The 26,821-nt window shown below is 36.4% G+C and carries 24 protein-coding genes, 1 riboswitch and 1 other annotated feature; of the genes, 4 read left to right on the top strand and 20 right to left on the bottom strand.

Annotated features, from left to right (window positions below):
- Window positions 1–55 precede the first annotated feature (55 nt).
- From pyk to HMPREF3023_RS08125, 11 genes are all read right to left on the bottom strand, one after another.
- Window positions 56–1,789: a pyruvate kinase gene (gene pyk, locus HMPREF3023_RS08175; protein ID WP_070702455.1), complete on the bottom strand. Its 1,734-nt coding sequence runs from the start codon at window positions 1,787–1,789 to the stop codon at window positions 56–58.
- An 8-nt stretch (window positions 1,790–1,797) separates the two neighbouring features.
- Entirely contained in the window at window positions 1,798–2,751 is a 954-nt protein-coding gene (locus tag HMPREF3023_RS08170) for an ATP-dependent 6-phosphofructokinase (protein ID WP_070702453.1), read from the bottom strand.
- Window positions 2,752–2,757: 6 nt separating this feature from the next.
- A complete protein-coding gene (locus tag HMPREF3023_RS08165) occupies window positions 2,758–6,183 on the bottom strand; it encodes a DNA polymerase III subunit alpha (RefSeq protein WP_070702451.1) in 3,426 nt (1,141 codons plus the stop codon).
- 246 nt (window positions 6,184–6,429) lie between these two features.
- The gene (locus HMPREF3023_RS08160) at window positions 6,430–6,696 is read right to left on the bottom strand and encodes an HPr family phosphocarrier protein (protein ID WP_070702446.1); all 267 of its coding nucleotides are present in this window, start codon (window positions 6,694–6,696) and stop codon (window positions 6,430–6,432) included.
- Between the two features lies 1 nt (window position 6,697).
- Window positions 6,698–7,633 (bottom strand): DNA-binding protein WhiA, encoded by a 936-nt coding sequence (gene whiA, locus HMPREF3023_RS08155; RefSeq protein WP_070702444.1) that lies wholly within the window; start codon window positions 7,631–7,633, stop codon window positions 6,698–6,700.
- A gap of 174 nt (window positions 7,634–7,807) precedes the next feature.
- Entirely contained in the window at window positions 7,808–8,896 is a 1,089-nt protein-coding gene (locus tag HMPREF3023_RS08150) for a peptidylprolyl isomerase (protein ID WP_070702443.1), read from the bottom strand.
- A gap of 53 nt (window positions 8,897–8,949) precedes the next feature.
- Window positions 8,950–12,429 (bottom strand): transcription-repair coupling factor, encoded by a 3,480-nt coding sequence (gene mfd, locus HMPREF3023_RS08145; protein WP_070702441.1) that lies wholly within the window; start codon window positions 12,427–12,429, stop codon window positions 8,950–8,952.
- Between the two features lie 8 nt (window positions 12,430–12,437).
- Complete coding sequence (gene pth / locus HMPREF3023_RS08140; protein ID WP_070702439.1) at window positions 12,438–13,007, bottom strand: aminoacyl-tRNA hydrolase; 570 nt, start codon at window positions 13,005–13,007, stop codon at window positions 12,438–12,440.
- Between the two features lie 9 nt (window positions 13,008–13,016).
- The gene (locus HMPREF3023_RS08135) at window positions 13,017–13,967 is read right to left on the bottom strand and encodes a ribose-phosphate diphosphokinase (RefSeq protein WP_070702437.1); all 951 of its coding nucleotides are present in this window, start codon (window positions 13,965–13,967) and stop codon (window positions 13,017–13,019) included.
- A gap of 13 nt (window positions 13,968–13,980) precedes the next feature.
- Complete coding sequence (gene glmU / locus HMPREF3023_RS08130; RefSeq protein WP_070702435.1) at window positions 13,981–15,360, bottom strand: bifunctional UDP-N-acetylglucosamine diphosphorylase/glucosamine-1-phosphate N-acetyltransferase GlmU; 1,380 nt, start codon at window positions 15,358–15,360, stop codon at window positions 13,981–13,983.
- 181 nt (window positions 15,361–15,541) lie between these two features.
- Window positions 15,542–15,742, bottom strand: coding sequence for a hypothetical protein (locus HMPREF3023_RS08125; RefSeq protein WP_144019634.1), 201 nt, complete (start codon window positions 15,740–15,742; stop codon window positions 15,542–15,544).
- A 302-nt stretch (window positions 15,743–16,044) separates the two neighbouring features.
- Between HMPREF3023_RS08125 and cysK the strand changes: the two genes are divergently transcribed.
- From cysK to HMPREF3023_RS08110, 3 genes are all read left to right on the top strand, one after another.
- Complete coding sequence (gene cysK, locus HMPREF3023_RS08120; protein WP_070702431.1) at window positions 16,045–16,935, top strand: cysteine synthase A; 891 nt, start codon at window positions 16,045–16,047, stop codon at window positions 16,933–16,935.
- Window positions 16,928–17,479: a serine O-acetyltransferase EpsC gene (gene epsC, locus HMPREF3023_RS08115; protein ID WP_070702429.1), complete on the top strand. Its 552-nt coding sequence runs from the start codon at window positions 16,928–16,930 to the stop codon at window positions 17,477–17,479. Before cysK ends, epsC begins: the two co-directional genes overlap by 8 nt.
- A gap of 72 nt (window positions 17,480–17,551) precedes the next feature.
- Window positions 17,552–18,382, top strand: a complete 831-nt coding sequence (locus tag HMPREF3023_RS08110) for a deoxyribonuclease IV (protein ID WP_070702427.1) — start codon at window positions 17,552–17,554, stop codon at window positions 18,380–18,382.
- Window positions 18,383–18,548: 166 nt separating this feature from the next.
- Here the strand turns inward: HMPREF3023_RS08110 and rplL are convergent, their stop codons facing one another.
- Together rplL and rplJ are read right to left on the bottom strand one after the other, a co-directional pair.
- Window positions 18,549–18,935, bottom strand: a complete 387-nt coding sequence (gene rplL, locus HMPREF3023_RS08105; protein ID WP_070702425.1) for a 50S ribosomal protein L7/L12 — start codon at window positions 18,933–18,935, stop codon at window positions 18,549–18,551.
- A 50-nt stretch (window positions 18,936–18,985) separates the two neighbouring features.
- Window positions 18,986–19,522 carry a 50S ribosomal protein L10 gene (rplJ, locus tag HMPREF3023_RS08100; protein ID WP_070702423.1) on the bottom strand — a complete coding sequence of 179 codons (537 nt, stop codon included), beginning with the start codon at window positions 19,520–19,522 and terminating at the stop codon, window positions 18,986–18,988.
- An 8-nt stretch (window positions 19,523–19,530) separates the two neighbouring features.
- Window positions 19,531–19,652: a sequence feature (ribosomal protein L10 leader region), on the bottom strand.
- Window positions 19,653–20,222: 570 nt separating this feature from the next.
- Window positions 20,223–20,310, top strand: a riboswitch (TPP riboswitch).
- 29 nt (window positions 20,311–20,339) lie between these two features.
- On the opposite strand from rplJ, the gene thiT reads away from it, so the two are divergent.
- Window positions 20,340–20,894, top strand: coding sequence for an energy-coupled thiamine transporter ThiT (gene thiT / locus HMPREF3023_RS08095; RefSeq protein ID WP_070702421.1), 555 nt, complete (start codon window positions 20,340–20,342; stop codon window positions 20,892–20,894).
- A gap of 448 nt (window positions 20,895–21,342) precedes the next feature.
- On the opposite strand, the gene HMPREF3023_RS08085 is transcribed toward thiT, so the two are convergent.
- The 7 genes from HMPREF3023_RS08085 to HMPREF3023_RS08055 all read right to left on the bottom strand — a co-directional run bounded on the left by HMPREF3023_RS08085 (window position 21,343) and on the right by HMPREF3023_RS08055 (window position 26,816).
- Entirely contained in the window at window positions 21,343–22,008 is a 666-nt protein-coding gene (locus tag HMPREF3023_RS08085; protein ID WP_070702417.1) for a hypothetical protein, read from the bottom strand.
- 247 nt (window positions 22,009–22,255) lie between these two features.
- Window positions 22,256–22,957 (bottom strand): 50S ribosomal protein L1, encoded by a 702-nt coding sequence (rplA, locus tag HMPREF3023_RS08080; protein ID WP_070702415.1) that lies wholly within the window; start codon window positions 22,955–22,957, stop codon window positions 22,256–22,258.
- Window positions 22,958–22,996: 39 nt separating this feature from the next.
- Window positions 22,997–23,422 (bottom strand): 50S ribosomal protein L11, encoded by a 426-nt coding sequence (gene rplK, locus HMPREF3023_RS08075; protein ID WP_070702413.1) that lies wholly within the window; start codon window positions 23,420–23,422, stop codon window positions 22,997–22,999.
- A gap of 47 nt (window positions 23,423–23,469) precedes the next feature.
- On the bottom strand, window positions 23,470–24,012 hold the full coding sequence (gene nusG, locus HMPREF3023_RS08070; protein ID WP_070702411.1) for a transcription termination/antitermination protein NusG: 543 nt from the start codon (window positions 24,010–24,012) through the stop codon (window positions 23,470–23,472).
- Between the two features lie 14 nt (window positions 24,013–24,026).
- Window positions 24,027–24,242: a preprotein translocase subunit SecE gene (secE, locus tag HMPREF3023_RS08065; RefSeq protein WP_005956279.1), complete on the bottom strand. Its 216-nt coding sequence runs from the start codon at window positions 24,240–24,242 to the stop codon at window positions 24,027–24,029.
- A 9-nt stretch (window positions 24,243–24,251) separates the two neighbouring features.
- On the bottom strand, window positions 24,252–24,401 hold the full coding sequence (gene rpmG, locus HMPREF3023_RS08060; RefSeq protein WP_070702409.1) for a 50S ribosomal protein L33: 150 nt from the start codon (window positions 24,399–24,401) through the stop codon (window positions 24,252–24,254).
- Between the two features lie 117 nt (window positions 24,402–24,518).
- Window positions 24,519–26,816, bottom strand: coding sequence for an ATP-dependent DNA helicase (locus HMPREF3023_RS08055; RefSeq protein ID WP_070702407.1), 2,298 nt, complete (start codon window positions 26,814–26,816; stop codon window positions 24,519–24,521).
- Between the last annotated feature and the right edge of the window lie 5 nt (window positions 26,817–26,821).

The raw sequence follows: 26,821 nt of genomic DNA, 5'->3' as shown, positions 1-26,821 counted from the left end.
TTCACAAATTCATAAATTTTTATGACCTTATAATTTATTAAAAAGTCACAAAAAATTATCTCCTAACTGTACCATCAGTTCCATCAATTGTTATAATGTCCCCAGTTTTTATTAGCTTGGTGATGTCCCTTACACCAACAATGGCAGTCTTGTTAAGAGATATTGCAGAAACTGCTCCATTGGAAGTAAAGCCAGCTTCTTCTGTTACAAATCCAGAAGATTTTTCCATATAAGGAATCATCCTGCCATCAGTTCCATTGCAGATGATTATGTTCTTAGGCTCGAAGTTTGCTTCAAGTTCTTCAAAAGTATTTACAACAATAGCCCTGGCCTTTTTCTTTTTCTTTCCTATGGCTGTTCCCCTGCCGAGAATTTCTGAAACATTTTCTATCTTTAAGAGGTTAGTTGAACCAGCAATTCCTGTAGGAACTCCTGCAGTTAAAACTACTAGGTCTCCAGATTTTAAAAATCCCTTCTTAACTGCAACTTCCATGGAGGCATCAATTAGGTTGTCTGTGTCCTTAAAGTTTAAAACTTTTACGGGCCTAACTCCCCAAACCAAGCTAAGTTGGTTTTTAATTTTTTCAAAAGGTGTTGATGCAATAATTGGTGTCTCTGGCCTAAATTTTGCAATTGCCTTTGAAGTATTGCCTGATGTTGTTGCAGTAATTATGGCATTGGCGTGAAGATCTCTTGCAATTACGCAGGCAGACCTACCTATGGAGTTTGTCATGGAATTTTCCACGTCCTTAATTCTATTTTCCAATATCTCGTCATGGTCAATAGTTGATTCAGTGTATTCTATAATTTTTCTCATAGTTTCCACTGCCTCAACTGGATACTTGCCGCTGGCAGTTTCTCCTGAAAGCATAACTGCACTTGTCCCATCTAGGACTGCATTGGCAACATCATTGGTTTCCGCACGTGTTGGCCTTGGGTTCCTTATCATGGAGTCAAGCATTTGTGTCGCAGTGATTACAGTCTTACCTGCAACGTTACATTTTTTTATAATTTCTTTTTGAACTATAGGTACAGCTTCTGTTTCTATTTCAACTCCAAGGTCTCCCCTCGCCACCATAATTCCATCAGAAACCTCTATGATTTCATCAATTAATTCCACAGCCTTTTGGGATTCAATCTTTGAAATAATTTTTGTCGTGTAGTCACTCTCTTCTTCGAGGACACGTCTTATGGCAAGGACGTCTTCTCTTGACCTAATAAAGGAAGCTGCAATAAAGTCTATGTCTTCTTTTACTCCAAACCTTATGTCTTCAATGTCCCTTTCAGTTAGGGCAGGAAGTTTGATATCAACTCCTGGCACATTAACTCCCTTGTGGGAAGAAATCACTCCAGAGTTTTCCACTTCTGTAATAATTTTTTCTCCCTCAATATTTTTTACAAGAAGCTCAACAAGTCCGTCATCTATTAGGATCCTGTCACCAACTTTTACGTCTTTGTATAGGTTCTTATAGGAAATACTGGCAATATTTTTATCACCCACAAGGTCCTCACTTGTTAAGATAAATTTATCTCCAATTTCAAGAGAAACTTCGCCATCTACTTCTCCCAACCTAATTTCTGGTCCCTTGGTGTCAAGCATTATTCCAATGGGAAGGTCCATTTCCTTCCTAAGTTTTTTTATCCTGTCAATTTTTATCTTGTGCTCTTCATGACTGCCGTGAGAGAAGTTAAGTCTCGCAACGTTTACTCCCTCTGTGAAGAGAATTTGTAAAATATCTTCACTCTCACTTGCTGGTCCAATTGTGGCAACAATTTTTGTCTTTTTCATTTTCCACCTCATATAGAAACAGTCTTTAGGATATCTAATAGGTCTTCCCTAAAAACTTTTTTCGCTTCAAACATTTCTTCAAAGGTCATGGTCATGGCCCTTCCGTCTTTAAATCCAAGGACTCTAGAATTTCCCTTCTTTGCTTCCTTAACTGCAAGATATCCAAATTGTGATGCGAGAATCCTGTCAAAGATAGAAGGAGCTCCTCCCCTTTGGATATAACCAAGGACTGTCACCCTCGTTTCAATCCCAGTTAAGTCTTGGAAGTCTTTGGCAAAATCAAAGGCAGACCCACAACCCTCGGCCATAATAATTATGTGGTGTCTCTTGCCACGATTTTTCCCCATAAGAGCCTTCTCAGCAATTTCATTTATATTCGTCTCAATCTCTGGAACAATAATTGATTCAGCTCCAGAAGATACTCCTGAATAAAGGGCAATATCGCCGCACTCGCGGCCCATGACTTCAACAACATTGGCACGACAATGTGCATCCGTTGTGTCCCTAATGTGACTTATGGCTTCTGTAACAGTTTCAACTGCCGTCATAAAACCTATGGTGAAGTCTGTATAGGCAAGGTCATTGTCAATAGAACAAGGAATTCCAATTACAGTTATCCCCCTGTCTCTTAATTTTTTTGCCCCCTTTAGGCTTCCGTCACCCCCAAGGACAATAAGGGCGTCAATTTCAAAAATTTTCAAAGAATTTATTGCCTTTTCAAGTCCCTCTTCTGTCATAAATCTTCCAGAACGTGAAGTGGAAAGAATTGTTCCCCCTCTTTGGATTATGTCTGCAACAGAAGACTGAACTAATTTCTCAAACTTGGCATCAATAAGGCCCTCATAGCCACCGTTTATTCCATAGACCTCTATCCCTTCAAAGATACAAGTCCTTGTAACTGCTCTTATTGTGGCATTCATGCCTGGAGCATCTCCGCCACTTGTTAAAATTGCAAGTCTCATAGTCACCTACTTTAAAATAATTTTTTTTCTAGTCTTTGTATATGCTATCAATTTATTTTGAATTTCGTCAAAGGACTTGTCGTCAATCCATAGGCTTGAATCAGTCCCAAAGGCCCTCCTCGTTTCTTCTTCAAAGAAGACAACGGGAGTAGATCCTTCATATTCTTTTAAAATTTTTCTTATTTCATTTACACTTTCATTTTTCATAGAGTCAACAGAAATATATAACTTGTTTTTTGTTGGCATCTTAAGTCTTGAAATTGAATCTACCAAAATCTTTGGCTCTTCCACTTCAGATTCTTGGAAGTGACCCTCAACTACGACTACATTCTCATCTTCAATTAGGTCCTTGTAGCGTGAATAGACATTTGGGAAAATTACAAGTTCAATTGTCCCATACAAGTCTTCTAGGGCTGCAAAGGCCATCATCTTGTTGGTCTTTGTGATCATGGTCTTCTTGGATTTTAAAATTCCTCCAACCTTGACCCTAGACCTTCTCAAGAGATTTTCCCTGTACTTTTCAAAAATTTGATTTGTATTTATTGTAGAATTTTTCTCGATTAATTCCCTATAAGGATCTAAGGGATGTCCAGAGATGTACATGCCAATAACTTCCTTTTCCATGTCAAGCTTGTCCTTTTGTGGAAAGTCACGTAATTTTGGAAGGTCTTCTTGGAAGTTTGCCTCTTCAAAAAGTGAAAATTGACCCATTACATTATTCTTTGCAGTATTTGATGAAGATGACAATACTCCCTCATAAATTGCAAGGTACTGGGCCCTATTGCCTTCAAAGTCGTCCATGGCTCCACACCTTATTAGGGATTCTACAGCCCTCTTGTTAAGGGCAGACTTGTCAAGGGCATTGATCCTATCAACAAAGTCTTTTAGAGACTTGTAAGGTCCCCTTTCCCTAGCCTTTACAATTACTTCTATTAAGTTGTCGCCAACATTTTTAACAGCCTTTAGGCCAAAGCGAATCTTCTTGTCTTCAACAGTGAACTTCCTAAAGGAATAATTTATATTTGGTGGCAGAATTTCTATGCCCAGCCTTTTAATCTCTTCTATATAGAGGCTGACTTGCTTGATGTCATTTGTGTAGGTAGAAATTTGTGCCGCCATAAATTCTCTTGGATAATAATATTTTAACCAAGCAGTCCTGTAGGCAACTACTGAATAGGCCACAGAATGGGACTTGTTAAAGGCGTAGTCAGCAAAGTCTATTATCAAGTCATAAATTTCATTGGCAGACTTTTCGTCAACCCCATTGGCAATAGCACCGCAAACTCCCTCTTCCTTGTTGCCGTAGATGAAGTTCTTCCTCTCTTCTTCCATTACCTTCATCTTTTTCTTGGAAATGGCACGCCTAACAATGTCGGCCCTGCCAAGAGAGTAGCCACCAATTTGCTGAACAATTTGCATTACCTGTTCTTGGTAAACTATACAGCCATAGGTTGACTTAAGTATTGGCTCAAGCTTTGGATGGATATAGGAAATTGTGGACTTGTCGTGCTTAGACCCAACAAATTTTGGAATTTGCTTCATTGGTCCCGGTCTAAAGAGGGCGTTGGCAGCAACTAAATCAGAAAATTCGTCTGGCTTTAGTTCCTTTAAGAAGGCCCTCATGCCAGAGGATTCAAATTGAAAGACACCAAGAGTTTCTGATCTTGCAAACATCTTTAAGACATCTGGGTCGTTGTAGTCGAAGTTGTCAAAATTTATTGTCTTGCCTTGGTTTTCTTTTATTAAATTAATTGCGTCCCTAATAACTGTAAGAGTCCTTAGGCCCAAGAAGTCCATTTTAAGAAGCCCCAACTCTTCAAGCTCAATCATGTTAAACTGAGTCGCTATGATCTTGTCGTTTCTCGTCAAAGGAACATATTCTGTTAGTTCGTCCTTAGAAATTACAACACCAGCTGCGTGGGTAGAAGTATGCCTTGGGAGGCCTTCAAGTTTTAAGGCCATGTCAATTAAAAGTTTGGAGTCCTCTTCTCCATCGTAGATTCCCTTAAAAGTTTCTGAAACATCAAGGGCCTTTTCTATTGTCATGTTAAGGGCTTGAGGAACTTGCTTGGCAATATAGTCCACCTTTGCATAAGACATATCAAGGGCACGACCCACGTCCCTTATGGCATTACGAGCAGCCATAGTTCCAAAGGTAACTATTTGGGCAACGTGAGATTCTCCGTACTTCCTGTTTACATAATCAATGACCTCTTCACGTCTTTCATAGCAAAAGTCTATATCAATATCGGGCATGGAAACCCTCTCTGGATTTAAAAATCTTTCAAAAAGAAGGTCAAACTCCAATGGGTCTACATCAGTTATGCCAAGACAATAAGATATCATTGACCCAGCAGCAGAACCCCTTCCAGGTCCAACTTGGATTTCATGCTTTCTCGCATATCTTATAAAGTCCCAAACAATTAAGAAGTAGTCAACATAACCCATGTTCTTAATAGTGTTGAACTCAAACTCAAACCTGTCTTTTATCTCGTTACTTACATTCTCATAACGGTCCATCATTCCCTCAAGGGCCAGTTTCTTTAAATACTCTTCGTGAGTGTAGTCTTCTGGAACAATAAACTCTGGCAAGTGGAGGTCGTGGAATTTTATTTCAACATTGCACCTTTCTGCAATCTTCACAGTATTTTCTAGGGCCTCAAGATTTTCTGGGAAGAGAACTGCCATTTCATCAGGAGACTTTAGGTAAAATTCATCAGATGGGAACTTCATCCTGTCTGTGTCATTGACTGTCTTTCCCGTTTGGATACAAAGTAGGACATCGTGGCTCTTTGAGTCTTCTTTCTTTAAGTAGTGGACATCATTTGATGCAGTTAGGGGAATCCCTAGCTCTTCTGATAGAAGGACAAGCTCACGATTTACCCTTGCTTGCTCAGGTATGCCGTGGTCTTGGAGTTCTAAGAAGAAGTTATTTTCTCCAAAGATTTCCTTGTATTCAATGGCAGCCTTTTTTGCAGCATCTCTGTCCCTATTTAAAAGTTGTTTTTGAACTTCGCCACCTAGACAGGCTGAAGTTGCAATGACTCCCTTGGAATATTTTCTTAAGACTTCCTTGTCAACACGGGGCTTGTAATAATATCCATCGACGTAGCCAATGGAAACTATCTTCATAATATTTTTGAAGCCCTCATTGTTTTCTGCCAAGAGAATCAAGTGGTACCTCTTGTTGGTCCTGTCCTTAAGGGTCATGTCCTTCTCTGATATGTAGACCTCGCAACCTAGGATTGGTTTTACTCCAGCATCCTTGCAGGCCTTATAGAAGGCAATGGCTCCGTACATATTGCCGTGGTCAGTTAGGGCAACTGCATCCATGCCAAGGTCCTTGACTCTTTGTGGCAAGAGATTTATCCTCGTAGAACCATCTAAGAGGGAGTATTCACTATGGAGATGTAGGTGGACAAAATTATTCATAGGATCATCCTTAATCTATAAATCACAAATTTTATTTTTTTAATCATTCTAATTTTTAAAATTTATTTAGCCTAAAAAATTTTAAGACTTCCTAATAAGTTTCAAAATTTTCTCATTCACAAATTAAAAAATAAAAAATTTCATTACTAATCTTTAATATATTTTATCAAAGGCCAAAGACAAATAAAAGGACATGAAAAAAGAGTTTTGACCAAGCAAAACTCCAAACAAAATATTTTTATTAAATTAAAGATTTATAAATTCTTTTTCAACTAAGTAGGCTAATCTTTGAACTGCTTCTTCTTCGTCTACTCCCTCAGCTTCAATTTCAATCTCTTCGCCAGTGAAGGCACCAAGAGACATAATTCCAATAATTGACTTGCCATTTACCTTGTCACCATGAGCTTCAAGATTTATTTCAGAAGCAAATTTATTGGCCTCTCTTACAAATAGTGCAGCTGCCCTAGCGTGGAGCCCGTCACTATTATTAAGTACAACTTTTTTACTTATCATTTCATACACCCCTCAACTTATTCGCAATTTTCCTAAGTTTTTTAAATCTATAATTAACCGTGGACTTTGAAAGCTTTGGCTCAAGAGAGTTTGCAATATCGTTTAAACTCATAGACCTATTCTCAAGTCTTATCTTGGCTATGACTTTCAAATCCTCATCTAAATTTTCTATCCCAATTTCCTTGTCAATGAGCCTTATATCTTCTACCTGGTCGTAAGATGACTTAACTGTTTTATTTAAGTTGGCCGTCTCACAATTAACAATCCTATTTACATTGTTTCTCATTTCCTTTATAACTCTTACGTTTTCGTATTTTAAAACAGAATTATAGGCACCAATAAGAGATAAGAAGTCAGAAATTTGTTCTGAGTCCTTAATGTAAATTATGTATTTTTCCTTCCTCATAATTACTTTTGAAGTAAAACCAAAAGCATTAATTGTTTCAGATAAAAAATAAGCGTTGGATTCGTTTTCCGATACAAATTCCAAATGATATCCTTTTTTTGGATCTGTTATGGATCCTGAACCCATAAAGGCACCACGGATGTAAGCCTTTTTCTCATTACTAGTTTTTATGAGGTCAGTGGGCGCATAATTTATCATAAATACGCTTGCACCCTTTATATATTTTAACTCATCAAGAAGTAACCTGCAAGACTCATCTTGAGATATATAGATAATAAATACATTTTTTTTAAGTTGAGTTGACCTTACATTTTTTACTTCAACGTCAAAACCAAAGGACCTTCTCAAAAATGTAAAAAGTCTTCTTGCTACAGGAGCGTTTTCTGTAATGTACTCCATAGAAATTTTATTATTTTTAAAATTTAAAATTCCACACATGGGAGTCACCCCTGCAAGTTCCGATAAAATTAACTTGTAGTCATCAACTTTTATCTTTGCAACTTCATCCTTGACTTCTGATGAAAAACTCATTGCTTCACCCCTTTAACAATGTTATTATTCATTATACCAGAATTTTGTTTTATTTGTTGATAAATAGATTTTTAACTTAAAGCAAAAGCTTGCCAATAAAAAAAATAAAAGGCCTGTGACCTAAGAGAGGACTAAAATCCTTTTGCTCTTTACTCACAGGCTTTGATTTAAATCTTATTTTGTTTCTTTTTTGTTTTCAGCCTTAGCATTTTCTTTTCCTGCATTAGCCTTTGCATTCTTGTTTGCTGCTTCAGCCTTTGCATTAGTTTCTTTAGCTTGGCCTTCCTTTTCTACCTTTCCAAAGTTCTTGTATTCATCTGGAAGTTCAACTTCTTTAGAAGTGTTTACGTAAGTCTTTATTTTAGCATCTTTTTTAACTTTTTCAATATAGTCTCTGAATTTTTCTTGTTGTAACTCAGCCTTGATTTGGTCCTTAACTGCATCAAATTCTAGAGGAGTTTTTTCTTCAAGCTTGATGATGTGGTAACCAAATTGTGTTGTGATAGGTTCAGAAATGTCGCCAGCCTTCATCTTAGCAATTTCTTGGTCAAAGGCTTCAACCATTTGTCCACTTGTGAATTCTCCAAGAGATCCACCATTTTGTGCACTTCCTGTGTCCTTAGAGTTTTCCTTTGCAAGCTTAGCAAAGTCTTCTCCCTTTAGGATCTTTTTTCTTAATACATTAGCTTCCTTTAAGTCATCTACTAGGATGTGAGATGCCTTTGCCTTGTAGTAAGAATCCTTGTTGTCTTCATATTGTTTTTTAACTTCTTCTTCAGTCGGTTCAAGTTCTTTTAATTTTTCTTGAGTATATTTGCCAACTAACATTTGATTCTTCATGTTTTCTGCAACATATTCTTTTGGAAGTCCATTTTCTTTTAAGAAATTGTTGAAGGCTTCTTCTCCACCAAGTTGTGTCTTGATTTCGTCAAGCTTTTTATTTACTTCTTCATCAGAAACTGTGATATTTGATTTTTCTGCATCTTGTTTTATAGCTTCAGTTGTTGTTAGGTCTGTGATTGCTTGTTCTCTTAGAAGTTCGTCAGTAGATTTCTTTCCATCTTCCTTGTTATCAAGAACATCTTCCCCGTACATTGAAGTAAGTTGATTTACCCTAGCTGCATAAGATTTATAATAATCTTCCATTGGGATTTCAACTCCACCAACCTTTGCTGCTGCATCCTTATTTGCACCACTACAAGCCACAAGTGAACCTGCAAGTGCAAGAGTCAATCCTATCTTACCAAATTTTTTTAAAAACATATTTCTCTCCTTATTCTATTTAATTTATTATCATTTAATGCTTCCATTATACACTACTTTTTAGAAGTTTTTGTGTCCTTTTTGTGTAAATACAAAATTGTAACCAACTTTTTAAGCTCATCAAGAGGATATTTTAACTTAGTCAAGATGATTTCATTGTCATTTCCCATAGAGTAGGAAATATTTTCAAACTCGTTATTTATTTCCATGATGGCAGGAAGTGGAACTTCGCCTTCTACTCTTACCCTATATTCTCCTCTTCTCTCAAGAATTGATGAAACTTTTGCCCTTTGGGCCTTGTTCTTTAAGAGGGCAATGTCCATTAGGTTGGAAACTTCATCAGGGAAGTCGGAGAACCTGTCGATTAATTCGTCAACAAGATCTGAATATTCTTCTTCTGTTGTGAGAACAGAAATTTTCTTGTAAATCTCAAGCCTTGTCTTGTCATCGGCAATGTAGTCCTTTGGTATAAAAGAATCAAGCTTTAAGTCAATTGTGGTTTCAATTTCTTCTTCGACATCAAGACCCTTTAACTTCATGACAGCATCCTTGAGGTACTTCATGTATAAATCGTAACCAATTTTTTCTATGTGGCCTGACTGTCTTGACCCAAGTATGGAGCCTGAACCTCTTATCTCAAGGTCCCTCTCTGCAATCTTGTGGCCTGAACCAAACTCAGTAAATTCTTTTATAGCTTGGAGCCTCTTTTGTGCTACTTCAGAGATTGACGTTGACCTGTCGTAGGTGAAGTAGGCGTAGGCAATCCTCGATGACCTGCCTATCCTTCCACGGAGTTGATAAAGTTGTGAAAGTCCAAGCCTATTTGAGTCTGTTATTATCATTGTATTTGCATTGGGAACGTCCATGCCTGTTTCTATTATTGTTGAGCAAACTAGGACGTCAACATTCCCTTCTATAAAGTCAATCATTGTGTCTTCAAGAGCCTTCTCAGTCATCTGACCATTGGCCATGGAGAAGGTCGCTTCGGGAACAAGCTTTCTAAGTTCTAGAAGTTTATTTTCCATATTTGAGACCTTGTTGTAGAGGAAGTAAACTTGGCCTCCCCTTTCAATTTCCTTTAATATGGCTTCACGAACCATGAGGTTGTTGTACTCCAAGACATAAGTTTCCACTGGAAATCTCTCTTCAGGTGGGTCCTCAATAACTGACATGTCTCTAATCCCTATCATGGACATTTGTAGGGTCCTTGGGATTGGGGTTGCAGTAAGAGTTAGGGTGTCCACATTCTCTTTTAGCATTCTGAGTTTTTCCTTGTGACGGACACCAAATCTTTGCTCTTCATCTATAATTAAAAGTCCCAGATCCTTGAACTTGACGTCCTTGGAAAGGAGCCTGTGAGTTCCCACGATTATATCAATGTTTCCATCCTTTAGGCCTTCAAGGTCCATCTTTTGGTCTTTCTTTGACCTAAATCTTGAAAGGAGTCCAACTCCCACAGGGAAGTTTTTAAACCTTTCCTTAATTGTGTTGTAGTGTTGTTGGGCCAAAATAGTTGTTGGCACGAGAATGGCAACTTGCTTTCCATCAAGTATTGCCTTAAAGGTTGCACGAAGGGCAACTTCTGTCTTTCCATACCCAACATCGGCACAGAGGAGCCTGTCCATTGGCGATGACTTCTCCATATCTTCTTTTATCTCTTCAGTAGATTTTAACTGGCCAGAAGTTTCTTCGTAGATAAAGGCATCTTCAAACTCCCTTTGATATTGGGAGTCTTCACTAAAGGCAAAGCCCTTGGTGTTTTCACGAGTGGCATAAAGTTTTATCAACTCATCTGCCATGTCGTCAATGGATTTTTTTGCACGGGCCTTTTTCTTCTTCCAGTCAAGGGAATTTAACTTGTTGACCTTTGGCGGCCTCTTGCCTTCTTGGACATACTTGTAAATGGAATCTAGGGCCTCAATTGGCAGGAAGAGTTTGTCCTCTCCACCGTATTCAATTAAAATATAGTCCTTTTGGATTCCTGAGACTTCAAGTCTTGTTGTCCCAACATATTTTCCAACACCGTGGGCCTCGTGGACTACATAGTCTCCAATCTTCAAGTCCTCAAAATTTAGGGCCTTCTTCTTAGGAACTTTTTTCTTTTTCTTCTTTGAAAAGGACCCATAAATTTCTGAATAATTTATAAAGACTGTTTTAGAATCAGAAAATTCTATTCCATCATTTAAGGCACCAGTTGTGACAACAATGTTGGAAGTAATTTTTTCATTTTTTGTGTTTTTTGCAAGATGAGGAGAGTAACCTAAGTCCACTAGGTGGTCAAAGAGCCTTTTGGCTCTTTTTTCCGTTGCCCCAAGTAGGATTACCTTAAAGTTATTATTTCCATAATAGTCCAAGTCTTCCTTGAAGAGTTTAATCTTTGACATATAGTTTGTCACGCTCTTGACCTTGATATTTACAATGTCTTGTGGATTAAACATCTTTGGTGGCTTTAAGAGGGCGCTGAAAGTTATTAAAGTCTTTTCATTTAACTTGTCAATTATGTCTTTGTGGTTGTAAAAAGTTTTTTCGTGAGCTTTAGTGACTTCACCATTCTCAATTAAGATGGCAAACTTTTCTCCATTGGCAGTCTCAAGTTCTTCTTCCCTTTCCACAATCCTCGATGGCTCTTCAATTAAGAATATAAAATCATCTAAGTAGTCTAAAAAAGATCCCACTTGGTCTTGGTCTACATAGGGAAGGATCAAGTCCTTGTTGATAATTGTCTCTTGGTTTTCAAGCCTGTCTACATATCTCAAAAACTTTTCACTTAGTCTATCCTTTTCTTTTCCCTCAAGTTTTGTTTTTGAAATATCTTTTTTTATTCTCTCGGCAATTTTTTCTTTCTCATCTTCTCTTAGGATCAAATCTTCTATGGGATAGATTATAATTTCTTCTAACTTATCTATTGACCTTTGGCTTTCAATTTCAAAGGACCTAATAGAATCAACTTCATCGTCAAAAAGTTCTATCCTGTAGTTGGCATCTTGAGTTCCAATGTCGATAATGGAACCCCTGATGGAGAACTGGCCAAGACCCTCAACGCTTGGAAATCTTTCGTAGCCCATTTCTACAAGCTTATTTGGAAGATCATCTAGATTCACCACTTGGCCAACTTCTATAGGGATTTTATAAGACCCAAAAATCTCTGGCCTTGATATTTTTGCAGTCAAGGCATTTAGGGTCGTGACAACAATATTTGCCCTCCCACTTGCAATTTCTGCCATGGCTTCTAGTCTTTTTTTGGTGTTCTCCTTGGACTTTGAGTCCCTGTCGTAGAAAAATACATCCTTCTCTGGATAGTAAACGCAGGTCTCGTCTGATATGGACTCAATGTCTTCATAGGCCTTTCTCGCCCTGGCTCTATCTTGTGAAATTAGGCAGACTTTCTTTCCCTCTGCACAAAAAGTGGGCGCAAAAAGAGAGAGCACTGCCTCCTCTGAACCAAAGACTGCAGTGTTCTTTGAAATTTTTATTGAATTATCTAATTCTTTAAAAGCTTCTAAGTTCTTTACACTATTGATTAAAAAATTCAATTTTCACCTCAATAAATGTTGTTGTTATAAGAATTCATAGACTTGTCTATGCCAGAGTCCACTGCATCAATTATGGCATCTGCACAGGCATCTATGGCATCTGCAATATGCTTTTTGTCCTTTGATGGAAAATTAGACAGAACAAAACTTGCCAAATCTTCATTGGGGTGTTTTTTACCAACACCAATTTTAAACCTGGCAAAATTTTTGCTTCCTGTTAAATTTACAATAGACTTAAGCCCATTGTGGGTTCCAGCCGATCCATTCTTCTTTATCTTTAGCTGGGCAAATTCAATGTCAATGTCGTCCACAACAACCATTAAGTCTTCTGGTTTTAATTTATAAAAATTTAAAATTTCTACAATTGATTCTCCGGAATTGTTCATAAAAGTATGGGGCTTTAGGAGAATGACCTTTTCTGAGCCAATTCTCCCTTCACCTACAAGCCCCTTAAATTTAATCTTATTAACTTTTATATTAAGCTTATCCGCAAGGACATCAATTGTCGAGAAACCCACGTTGTGCCTAGTAGCTTCGTACTTCTTGCCGGGATTTCCCAGTCCTGCAATTATATACACTTAATCACCTTATTCAAACATTTCACTAACTGATTGTGATGTGTTGATCCTCTTAATTGCTGATGCAAAAATTGGAGCAACAGACACAATATCAATCTTATCTATTTTCTTTTCTTCTGGAAGTTCAATAGTATCTGTGATTACAAATTTTTCTAGAGATGAGTTTTCTAGTCTTTCAATAGCTGGACCTGATAGCACTCCGTGAGTTGCAGCTCCATAAACTTTCTTTGCACCTCTAGATTTTAGTGCGTCAGCTGCCTTAGTAATAGTTCCAGCAGTATCAGCAATGTCGTCAACAAGTATAACTGACTTACCTTCAACATCACCAATAATATTCATAACTTCAGACACATTTGCCTTTGGTCTTCTCTTTTCAATAATGGCAATTGGAAGATTTAATTCATTGGCAAACTTCCTAGTTCTTGTAACTCCACCTAGGTCTGGAGAAACAACTACAAAGTCGTCTTCATTTACAATATCCTTGAAGTATCTTGCAAGGTAAGGTACAGCAGTTAGGTGGTCAACAGGAATATCAAAGTAACCTTGGATTTGACCAGCGTGAAGGTCCATGGCAACAACCCTGTCAGCTCCTGCTTTAGTAATTAGATTTGCAACAAGTTTTGAAGTTATAGGTTCTCTTGCCTTAGTCTTTCTATCTTGTCTTGCATATCCATAATAAGGAATAACTGCGTTAATTCTGCCAGCTGATGCCCTCTTTAGACCATCAATTAAAATTAAAAGTTCCATTAAGTTGTCATTAACCGGTGAAGAAGTTGATTGGATAACAAAAACATCCTTACCTCTTACAGAAACTCCAATATCAATTGAAATTTCTCCATCAGAAAATGTGGACACAGTACAAGCGCCCTTTTCAATTCCCATGTTTTCACAAATTTTATCTACAAGACTAAGGTTAGAATTTCCTGTAAATACTACTACATCTCCATTAACTGTGTTCATTATCCATGTCCTCCTATTTGATAAATCCTTTTCTCTCAACCCAACCATCTATATTTTTTTGAGCTGCTCTCTCAAGAGAAAGTTGACCCTTCAAAACATTTTTTGTAATAGTAGACCCAGCAGCAACATAGCCGTTGTCCTCTACTTCAATTGGTGCCACTAAATTTGCATTAGAACCAATAAAGGCATTATCGCCAACCTTGGCCCTAAACTTGTCTCTTCCATCATAATTAACAAAGACCACTCCGCAGCCTATGTTAACTCCACTACCCACATCGGCATCGCCTATGTAAGCAAGGTGGCTCATCTTTGACCCGTCTCCAACATTGGAATTTTTCACTTCAACAAAATTTCCAATCTTACAATTTTCTCCAACATGAGAATTTGGTCTCAAGTGGGCGTAAGGTCCTACTGTAGTTCCTCTTCCTATAGAAGAATCTTCTATTTCAGAAGACCTAATAAGGACATCTTCTCCAATTGTTGAATTTTTTATTGTAGAAGAATAAATTTCTGCCCCTTCTTTAATAACAGACTTCTTGTCAATGCGAGTGCCTGGGTAAATCATGACATCTCTTTCAATTGTAGCCCCGTATTCAATATAAGTGGACTTAGGATCAATTATCCCAACACCATTTATCATATATTCCTTGTTAATCTTTTTTTGTAGGATTTCTGCTGCAATAGATAACTCGTATCTTGAATTAACTCCAAGGATTTCTCTTGTGTCCCTTAGCTTAAAAGAGTCAACCTTCTTGCCTTCTTCAACAAGAATTCCAAGAGTATCAGTAATATACATCTCGTTAGCTGCATTGTCAGTATCAATCTTTGAAAGAGCCGACTTTAGAGAAGAACCCTTAAAGGCAAAAATACCTGAATTAATTTCACGGATTAACTTTTGCTTTTCGCTTGCGTCCTTTTCTTCTACTATTGCAACAACATTTGCATTTTCATCTCTGACAATCCTGCCGTAGTTTGTAGGATCCTTCATATCAGCAGACAAAACTGTTATATCATTATTTCTCTCTTCGTGATATTTCAAAAAGCATGAAATAGTTGAGTTAGAAATAATAGGAGTATCTCCATTTAAAATAATAACTGTGTCATCGTCTTCTATTTTATCAAGAGCATTCATTACGGCATAGCCAGTGCCATAGGGCACGTCGTCGCCAATAGGTTGCTCAATAAATTCCACATCTTTTTCATCTTCGAAGGCCTCACACACTTTTTCCTTGTTGTGTCCCACTACCACAAGATTCTTTTCAACTTGTGAATGCTTGCAAGAATTTAGGACATAAAAAAGCATGGGTCTTCCAAGAATTTCATGAAGTACCTTTGGTTTTTTGGACTTCATTCTCGTTCCCTCTCCTGCTGCCAGGATAACTGAAACTTTCATAAAACACCTCTTTTTATTTACTGCTTACATTATAACTAAGATTGACTCTTATATTCAAGAAAATTTCACAATTAATTTATATTTCAGGCCTCTGGGAGATATTTTCATTTTATTTGTAAAATTAATTTAAAATTTCAAATGATTTGTCCTATTTCATTAGATTTAAAAATTTTTTAAAGTCTTAGATTTTTATATAGTCACAAATTTTTATAGAATCATAATTATCTGTGAAGTCACAAATTTTTATTACTTCATAATTATTTATAAGGTCAAAAATTTTTATAAAGTCATAATTAACTGTGAGGTCATAAATTTTTATAAAGTCACAATTATTTATGAAGCTGTATTTTTTATCATATTGCAAAATTTTAAATTCCTTCATATCAATAGGAAAATTAATGCAAAATCCCTATAGAAAATTCTAAAACGATTTTAATTTCTACTTGACAAATAAATTTTTAAATAGTATAGTCGAACCATATTGAAGAGGCGATAAAAATGAAAAACTTAAATAATTTTAAAAATTTCACAAGCCAAGCATTCTGTTGTTGTTCTATAAAAATTTTATAGGACTTATTTGAATGTGAATCAATATTTTAAACTTTTTATTAGATATTAAGAAAGATTTTAAGAGTATATGATTTCATATACTCTTTTTTTTTATGAATTTATTGGAGGAGAAAAATGACAAAATTATTAGAGACAGTTGGAGAATCAAAGTTAGTACAATTAGAAAACATTGGTGGAGGAAAGATTTTTGTAAAGGTAGAAAAATCTAACCCAGCAGGATCAGTTAAGGACAGGGCTGCTCTTTACATGATCAAGGGTGCCATCGAAGACGGGTCCCTAAAAGAAGGCATGGAAATAGTTGAACCTACAAGTGGTAACACAGGCATTGCCATTGCCATGATTGGTCGTGCACTTGGTTACAAGGTAAATATTGTAATGCCAGAGTCTATGTCAATTGAAAGAAGAAGACTCATTGAAGCCTTTGGAGCTAACCTAATTCTTACAGGAGAAGGCGGAATGCAAGCAGCTGTGGATAAGGCAAAAGAACTTGTAGCTACAGGTAACTACTTCATGCCAAACCAATTTGAAAATAAATACAACGCTGTGGCACACGAAGAAACTACTGGCCCAGAAATTTATGAAGACCTAAAGGACATCTCTGGCTTTATAGCAGGAATTGGAACTGGTGGAACTGTAACAGGAGTTGGAAGATATTTAAAATCAAAGGATGAAAATATAAAAGTTTGGGGACTTGAACCAGATGAATCTCCACTTCTTACAAGAGGAGAAGCTGGCGGCCACAAGATCCAAGGAATTGGAGCAAACTTTGTTCCAGGAGTTCTAGACACAAAAATCTTAGACAAGACAATCACAGTTAAATCAGAAGAAGCAATAGAAATGGCAAGGAGACTTTCTCGTGAAGAAGGACTACTTGTTGGCATATCAGCTGGTGCCAATGTTGTAGGTGCACTAAAAATGCAAGAGGAGCTTGGTGGAAATATTGTTACAGTAGCACCTGATACAGCTGAAAGATATATGTCCACCGACCTTTTTAAGAATGACTAATTATTTCAAAAGGATTAAGGAATATGGGGAATTTATTTTATTAAAGGACCCCGCCTGTAAAAGTTTATTTGAAGCAATTTTTATGTATCCCATAGTTTCTTGCATGGTGAGACACAGGATTGCCCACTACTTTTATAAAAAAGATCACACTACACTTGCAAGGTGGATTTCACAAAGAGCCAGGAAAAAAACTGGGATCGAAATCCATCCAGGTGCCAAAATTGGCAAGAACCTCTTCATTGATCACGGCATGGCTGTGGTCATTGGAGAGACTGCCGAGATTGGGGACAATTGTCACATGTACCACAACATAACCCTTGGTGGAACAGGCAATGAAAAAGAAAAGAAGAGGCACCCCACAGTGGGAAATAACGTTATAATAGGGACAGGAGCCACAATCCTTGGTCCAGTGACAATTGGCGAAGGAGCAAAAATTGGGGCAGGCGCCCTGGTACTTAAGGACATCCCTGCCAACTCAACTGCAGTGGGAGTTCCTGCCGAAGTCGTTAAATTTCATGACCCAAGTGAGAATAAGTTCCACTAAACTTTTTATAAAAAGTTTTCTAAAAACTAAGAAAATTTTTTATATTATTAAATTTAATTTTTTGGAGGTAATATGTTTAAAATAGGTCCCCATCTTTCTACATCAAGGGGCTACACCAATATGGGAAAGGATGCCCTAAAAATTTCTGCCACAACTTTTCAATTTTTCTCAAGAAACCCAAGAGGTTCCAAGTTGAAGAAATTAGACGAAGAAGACATAAAAGGACTAATGGACATTGCAAGAGAAAACAATTTTGGTCCCCTACTTGCCCATGCTCCCTACACCTTAAATCCTTGTTCATCAACAGAAAGTGTGAGAGAGTTTGCCAACCTAGTCCTGGCAGAAGACTTGGAAAGGCTCAGGTATTTTAAAAACACCTACTACAACCTTCACCCAGGTTCCCACACAGGACTTGGCATTGACGCGGCAATAGAAATAATTTCTGCCCAATTAAATTTAGTTCTAAGGGAAGACCAAGAGACCCTAGTCCTCCTTGAGACCATGGCAGGCAAGGGTACAGAAGTTGGATCAAAGTTTGAAGAAATCGGACGAATAATAGAAGGAGTTCACTTAAAAGAAAAAGTTGGAGTCTGCCTTGATACTTGCCACGTCCATGAGGCTGGCTACGACATAGTAGATGACCTAGATGGTGTTTTAGATGAATTCGATAAACACATTGGACTGGATAAACTCTACGCCATTCACCTAAACGACTCCAAAAACGATAGAGGAGCCCACAGGGACAGACACGAAGTCATAGGCAAGGGAAAAATTGGCCTGGAAGCAATCGAGAGAATAATAAACCACGAAAAATTAAGAGACCTCCCTTTTTATCTTGAAACCCCTCAAGACCTAGAAGGCCACAAAAAAGAAATAGAACTCTTAAGAAGCCTTCGCAAATAATATTTCAAAATTAATTTTTAATAAAACATCCTACAAATTGAAAAAGAAAAAGAGAACTCATTTTATCCTGAGTTCTCTTTTTTTCTTACCAAAAATTTTCCAAAGAAAAAAACTGCCCCATGAGGGACAGTTTTTTTTAATTCTTATAAAATTTAACTAAGTTAAATTATTTTACTTCTACAGTTGCTCCAACTTCTTCAAGTTTAGCTTTGATTTCTTCAGCTTCTTCTTTTGAAGCGCCTTCTTTAACTGCCTTAGGAGCTCCGTCTACAACTGCTTTTGCATCTTTAAGTCCAAGTCCAGTAATGTCTTTTACAACTTTGATTACTTTAACTTTTTCTTGTCCTGCTTCAGCAAGGATTACATCGAAGTCAGTTTTTTCTTCAGCTGCTGCTGCAGGAGCTGCGCCACCTGCTGCTGGAGCTGCTGCAACTGCTGCTGGAGCTGCTGCTGATACTCCGAATTCTTCTTCTAGAGCTTTAACTACTTCTGAAAGTTCTAATACTGTAAGTTCTTTAACTTGTTCAATTAATTGTTCTACTTTTTCTGACATTTTATTCCTCCGTAAATTTAAATACTAATTTTTCTTAATTTTTTAGCAGATTAAGCTGCTTCGTTTTCTTTCTTGTCTGCGATTTGTGCAATAACTCTTGCAAAACCTGATAATGTACCATTTAGTACATTTGCGAATCCTTGGATTGGAGCGTTTAAGCCGCCAAGTACTTGTGCAACAAGAACTTCCTTGGATGGTAATTTAGCAAGTGCGTCGATTTCTGGAAGTGATAATACTTTTCCATCAACATATCCTGCTTTAATTTCTAATGCTTCATGATCTTCTGCAAACTCTGATGAAATTTTTGCAGCTGATGCTGGGTCTTCCATACCAAATGCAACGGCACTTGGTCCCTTTAGAAAGTCTTCTAGACCTTCAACACCTAACTCTTCAAAAGCACGTCTCATCATTGTGTTTTTGTAAACCTTGTAATCAACATTTGCTTCTCTGTACTTAGCTCTAAGTTCAGTTACTTCTTCAACTGTTAGACCTCTGTAGTTTACAAGAACGATAGATTGTGCTCCTTGAATTTTCTCTTTAATTTCATCTACTAGGGCTTGTTTTGATTGTAGTTTTTCTTCTTTCAATTTGTCACCCCCAAAATAAAAAAATCTCACGCCGCCGTGAGATGTGAAAATCAAATAAATCCGAATTTCAAACCTCGGTAGGATTTATGGCAGGGCCACCTACTGTCTGCGGCTTAGTAACATAAGTATTATATATAGTCTTTAGTTTTTTGTCAATGCTTATTTGCATTTATTTTAAATTTCTTTCTTTATTTTTATTTTATTCTTATGTCCTAGTTATTATATAGGATTGGATTAGATTTTTAAAGTTTTATCTCACTTTATAGTCTGTAAATTATTTTTTAGTCCTTCTATTAAAAGTTTTCTCAAAAATTTTCTCTTCATTTTAAACTTTAACTTTCAAAAAATTCCTACGCAATAATTTTTCATTAAATTATAAAAATTTATGAACTCATAAAATATTGCAAGTTAATAATTTTTTATTAAGTCATAATTAATTGTGAAGTCACAATTATTTCTTAAGTCATAGTTTTTTATTAAGTCACCATTAAATTTTTAGTCCCAATTAATTCTTAAGTAATAATTACTTGTGAAGTAATATTTAATTCTAAGGTATTAAAAATTTTACAAGTCTTTTATATTTTATACTTCACTTACTTTAAATTTTTACCCTTATCCAAATCTTGTATTAAAAAGAAAACAAAACTTTATTAATCTTCTCTCTTTTCCTTTACAAGATATTTTTCTTATCTTATAATGTAATTTGCACTAGGGGTGCCAGAAGGCTGAGATTATACCCTTTAACCAATCAAGGTAATGCTTGCGGAGGGAAGTGTCTAAACCTCTTTAAGTATTTGTGCAAAGGAGGTATTTTTTTATGCAAAAAACAAATAAAAATTGGACAACAAAAATGTTAGTTGAGGGAGCCGTTTGTATAGCTCTTGCTCTTATTCTTCGTACTGTTAAACTTTACCAACTGCCTAATGGCGGATCTATTACTCCTGGCAAGATGATTCCACTAATTATCTTTGCCCTAAGGTATGGACCAGTAAAAGGCTTTGTTGTAGGTGCAGTTTACGGTGTCATGTCTATTATTCTTGGCGGCAGTGTTTATCACCCAGTCCAAGCTATCTTAGACTATCCTTTGGCCTACGGTCTTCTTGGACTTGCAGGACTCTATAAGGATGAGTTTGAGAGAACTAACTCTATTAAGACAATCCTACTTGGATCTCTTGTGGGAATCCTAGGCAGGTTTGTTTGTCACGTCCTATCAGGTGTCATCTTCTTCAAGGAATTCACACCTGCTGGTATGAACTCTTGGGTTTATTCAATAACTTACAACGCATCTTTCTTATCAATTGATTTTGCCGTTACAGTTTTTGTAATATTCCTATTGAGAAAGTTCTTAACTCGTGACCTACAAAAGCTATAAAATTTTATATTAAAAAAAGGACCTAAGCATATAAACTTAAGTCCTTAAAAAACCCCTCGCTTCATGAGAAGTTGAGGGATTTTATTTATCTTAGGTGTTTTTATTTTTCCATTAATTTTTGTCAGTAAATTTTAATTCTAAAAATTTATACCATAATTTACTATATTAAATAATTTTTACTTATTAATATCTCTTAATTAGTATACTCAAGAGTATATCAATTGTCATTAATACAATAACAAGTTTCTTTCCATTGTAAACAAATTTATCTTTGTTTGATAGATGTGCCGCAAATGTAAATACAATAAATACTAAAACTATACCAATCAGTGCTAAAGCATCCCACTCTGGAAAAATGTACATAAAAAATCTGTTAGCAAAAAATAAAATTATAAAGATATTGTACAATCTATTTACAAAAATATCATTTTTTAATTTATTCTTAATCTTATCTAACAATTTCTGCACCATCATATACATATTGATAAGGATAATCATTCCAGTGCATTACAACCTTAGCTGAACCATCATTATCCTCTGAATATGAAATTACGACACATCCTGAGCCTCTTGAAACTTCTCCTTTCAATATTTCAGCCTGATGGCTTCCAATAATATGATAAATACTATATGGCAATAATACAAAAGCAACACTGGTTTTTTTAAGTAAGGCTAAAGTTCGCACAGCGATTCCGCGTGATAACAAATTTATACTTTGTTCCAACTTATCATTTCCATATAAATATCTTGAAGTTGCATTTTTATCTAAAAGTGTTAATGTTAACTCTGCTCCTCCACCCAAATAATTTTTATAGTATACAGCCCCACCATTAGAAAATGATAGGTATCTATAACTTTGTCTTCTTAATGTACTTTTCCCAAAACTTTCTTCATAAGATAAATTTCTCGAATACTCTTTGTCAATTAAATCTTCATATATCCAATAAAATCTAGTTGCATCTTGTTCTTCAAGCTGTTTTTTTACATCTTTTAATGTTTCTTCTTTTGAATTTTCTAATTCATTTTCTTGGATTTCATAAAAATGATTTGATGCAAAAACCTGCGTCATAAATATAGATATAACAAGTGTAAATATAAATATAGCTTTCTTCAATGTTTACCTCCCATCAATTTTAGTAATTTTTTATAAATATCATCACCGCAATAAAAAATACATCTATCATAATAATAGTAACACTGAATATTAATTTTGTAAATGTAGAAATATCTTAAATCTAACTATTTACACTTATTTTTAAATTTATACTTTTGAACTTTAATTTATAATTAAATTTTAGCAGTAATTAATCTTATATTTAACCAAAAAATGACAGGATTAATTAATCCTGTCAAAGGTGTTTTTATTTTTCCATTAATTTTGAACCATTTACTTTGATTCCAGGTCCCATTGTTGATGAAACTGTTACTGATTTTAAATAACGACCCTTAGCAGCTGCTGGTCTTGCTTTAATAATAGCATCTGCAATTGTCTTGAAGTTTTCAGCAAGTTTGTCAGCTCCGAAAGAAACTTTTCCGATTGGAACGTTGATAATAGCAGCCTTGTCAACTCTATATTCAACCTTACCAGCCTTGATTTCTTTTACAGCTTGTTCTACATCAAATGTAACTGTACCTGATTTAGGGTTTGGCATAAGTCCCTTTGGTCCAAGAACTCTACCGATTTTACCAACTACGCCCATCATATCTGGAGTTGCAATAATTACGTCAAATCCAAACCAGTTTTCGTTTTGGATTTTTTCAACTAATTCTTCTCCGCCAGCGAAGTCAGCACCAGCTGCTTCAGCTTCCTTAATCTTGTCTCCCTTAGCAAGAACAAGTACCTTAACTTCTTTACCTGTTCCGTTAGGAAGTACTACAGTACCTCTAACTTGTTGGTCAGCGTGTCTTGGATCTACACCAAGTCTCACTGCAAGTTCTACTGTTTCGTCAAAGTTTGCCTTAGCAGTTTTTGTAACTAAGTCAAGAGCTTCATTAACATCATATAAATTCGATCTATCTACAAGCTTAGCGCTTTCTTGATATTTTTTACCTCTTTTTGGCATATTTACCTCCTTCGTGGTACCTACGGCTCAGCCTCCCACTTATCTTTCTACTTCTATACCCATACTTCTAGCTGTACCAGCGATCAATTCAACAGCTGCTTCTAAGTTTGCTGCGTTAAGATCTGGCATCTTAGTTTTAGCTATATCTTCAACTTGTGCCTTTGTTAGCTTTCCAACTTTTTTCTTGTTAGGTTCACCACTAGCTTTTGGCAAATTAAGAGCTTTCTTAATAAGCACTGCTGCTGGTGGAGTCTTAGTGATAAAAGTGAAAGAACGATCTTGATAAACTGTAAGAACAACAGGGATAATCATACCTGCTTGATCTTGAGTCTTTGCGTTAAATTCCTTTGTGAACTGCATGATGTTTACACCATGAGGTCCTAGTGCTGTACCAACTGGTGGAGCTGGTGTAGCTTTTCCTGCAGGAATTTGTAATTTTACTAATGCTATGACTTTTTTTGCCATTTTATTTCCTCCTTGTGGTAATGCGGGTTTACCCTCCCACACATCTCTTACTCTTTAATAATTTGATTGAAATCCAATTCAACTATTGTATCCCTTCCAAACATGGAGATACAAACTTTAACTTTTTCCTTGTCGTAATTGAAGTCGTCAATTTTACCCACCAAGTCTTTGAAGGGTCCATTTATAACCTTGACTAACTCCCCTATCTCGTAATTATCGAATAACTCTTTGTTATCAGTAACTCCAAGTAGTAACACTTCTTCATCAGTTAGGGGTACAGGCTTAGATGCAGGTCCAACGAAACCAGTTACACCTCTTGTATTTCTTACAAGATACCAAGTTTCGTCATTCATAATCATGTTTACAAGGACATAAGATGGGAACATCTTTCTTTCCTTTGCCTTGGACACGCCATCTTTTGTTTCCACATAGTCTTCCATAGGAATCCTAATGTCGAAGATGACATCTTCCATGCCACGATTGTGAACCATAGCTTCCATGTTTGCCTTTACCTTTTTTTCATAACCTGAATAAGTGTGTATTACATACCATTTTGAAGCTTCATTGTTGTTAAGCTCTTGTGTATCCAACTATAACACTCCAATCAATAAATAAAACCAAATAAAAACATTATGATCTTATCATATGCTAGTAATAGTAGTGATGACAAAATAACTGCCACGATTACTATAATAGAATATTTGATTACAGTATCCTTAGTAGGCCATACAACTTTTTTGAATTCAGATTTCACACCTCTAAAATATCTACCTAGACCGCCTTTTTTTTCTTCAGTCTTAGGTGTAGTTTTAGTAGCCATAAATCCTCCTTACTTAGTTTCCTTATGTGTTGTATGTTCTTTACAGAATTTACAATACTTTTTAAGTTCCAATCTTTCAGTAGTATTCTTTTTGTTCTTATATGTCACATAATTTCTGTTTTTACATTCTGTGCACTCAAGTACTACTCTATCTGCCATAAAAACACCTCCAGTGCTAAAAAAAAGAGCCGCCTTTGGCTCCTCCTAATTTACTCAACAATATTATCACATAAGACTTCTTTTGTAAAGATATTTATTATAAATTTTCTCTATTTTTTAAGCTTTTGTCCCATTAAAGTTTTCCAAAATCAAATTCATTTGATCTAGGATTTCATAATCAAAAATTTGCCAATGATGGGGCAACAAAAACTTGTAAGGTGGAAGTGAAAATCTCTTGTCTATTAAGAGAATCTTCCCCCTGTCATCTTCTGTCCTTATAACACGCCCTGCAGATTGGATTACTTTGATCATACCTGGATAGATGTAGGCGTACTCGTAGCCCCTTGAGTACTTTTTTTGGAAGTGGGACTTTAAAATATTTCTCTCGTAAGAAAGTCCAGGCAGGCCTACACTTATTATGGCAACTCCTCTTAGTCTTTCCCCAATTAGGTCAATGCCTTCAGAGAAAACTCCTCCCATAACTGCAAAGGCCCTAGTTGATGATGAGAAGGTAAAGTTATTTAAAAATTCTTCCCTCTCTTCTTCTGTCATTTCTCTTTCTTGCTTGATGACATCTTCATCAATTTCTACATATCTCTCATAGACTGCTTCCATGTAGGAGTAGGATGGGAAGAAGAAAATATAATTGCCATCATCTTCTGAAAATTCTCTGAGGTTATCAATTATTTCGTCAATTGATTCTTCCCTGTCCCTATAAACTGTAGAAATTTTATTATTGCGGAGGACTAAAAGATTTTTTTGATCAAAGGGCGACTCAATCTTATAGTAGGAAGTTTCTTCATCTGCTCCCAGAAGTTTTCCATAATATCTTATGGGATTTAGGGTGGCAGAGAAAAATATGGAAGACCTTGGCGCTTTCAAAATATTTTTAAAGATTGGAGCAATGTCAAGGGACTTTACCCTTATCTTGTCCTCGTCCTTTATGGAAACAAAGTCCTTATTGTAGTATTCCAAAATTTTGATGTAGTTAAAGAGGGAAAAATAAATATCCAAGGCTTCCTCGTAATCTTCTTGGTCCTTGTCCTTGGTCAAGAAGTCGTTCATGGAAAAAACTGTCTTCTCCACTTCCCCATTAAAATCTATAAAGGACTCATAAGAATAAAAAGTCTTGCGTGAGTCCAACTTTTGAAATTCTTCTAGGGCATGAGTCAAGTGTCTTCTTGCTGCCTTCCTCTTCTTTGGCAAGATTTCCCTTAATCTCTCAAGGTCAGGAATAGAAACTTCTGCCGAGTACATATCCCTCCCCCTTTCAAGGAGATTGTGGCTCTCGTCAACTAGGAGGGTGAACCTCAGCATGGAGTTTTCAAAAAATCTCTTTAGATATACTGTTGGGTCAAATATGTAATTGTAATCGCAGACAATAAAGTCAGAAAAATCTAAGAGGTCAAGTTGGTATTCAAAGGGACAAACCATGTGGAGCCTGGCAAACTTTTCAATATTTTCTCTTGTAAAGTTGTCGCAGGCATCAAAGATGTCAATTATGGCATCATTTACCCTGTCAAAGTGACCCTTGGCATAGGGACAGTCCTTGGGATTGCAGGCGACCTTGTCGTTGATGCAGATCTTGTCCTTGGCTGTGACAATAGTAAGCTTTAACCTGAGCTTTTTATTTAAAAGTCTTTCAAGTCCGTCCCTGGCTGCGTTTTTACCAGTAGACCTTGCCACAAGGTAAAAGGCCTTGTCAATCTTGTCTTCTCCCATGGCCTTAATTGTTGGAAATATTGTGGAGATTGACTTGCCAATCCCCGTTGGAGCCTCCACAAATAATTTATTTTCATCATCAATAGTGTTGTAGACTGCAACAGAAAGTTCCCTCTGTCCCTTCCTAAAGGACTTAAAGGGGAATTTTAATTTTTTTATAGACTGGTCTCTTATGTCCTTCCACTCAACTATCCTCTTTGAAAATTCAAGATATTCCACTAGAGTTCCCATGAAAAAATCACGAAGTTCTCCAAAAGTGAAAGTCTTTTTTATATTTAGAGTTTCTTCTGACTCCAATTGATAATAAGTGAGCATGACATTTATCTCATCAAGTTCATGGTCCTTGGCATAGATATAGGCATAGCACTTGGCTTGGGCCCAGTGCATTATGTTTTCTTCCTTCTCAAGGTCTTCAAGCTCTCTTGTAGTTGATTTAATTTCATCAACTGTCACTTGGTCTGTGACCTCAATTCCATCGGCACGACCCTCAACAGTAAAATTTATTCCCTCAATTTCTTCTGTGGTCCTCAAAAAAACTTCTGTCAAGAAGTCCTTGGAGTATTCTCTTTGGACCTTTTGATGTGCCTTGATCCCTTCCACAGCCCTCTTGTTGGAAAAGAATCTCCTGTCTATATCGCCAGACCTCTTGACGAATTCTATTAAATTTCTTACAGAGATTCTTACTTCCTTCACAATAA

This window comes from Peptoniphilus sp. HMSC075B08 (genome assembly GCF_001815405.1).
GTDB classification, from domain to species: domain Bacteria; phylum Bacillota; class Clostridia; order Tissierellales; family Peptoniphilaceae; genus Peptoniphilus_A; species Peptoniphilus_A harei.
Note: the sequence above shows the minus strand (reverse complement) of the source record. Positions and strands in the feature narration are given on the sequence as shown.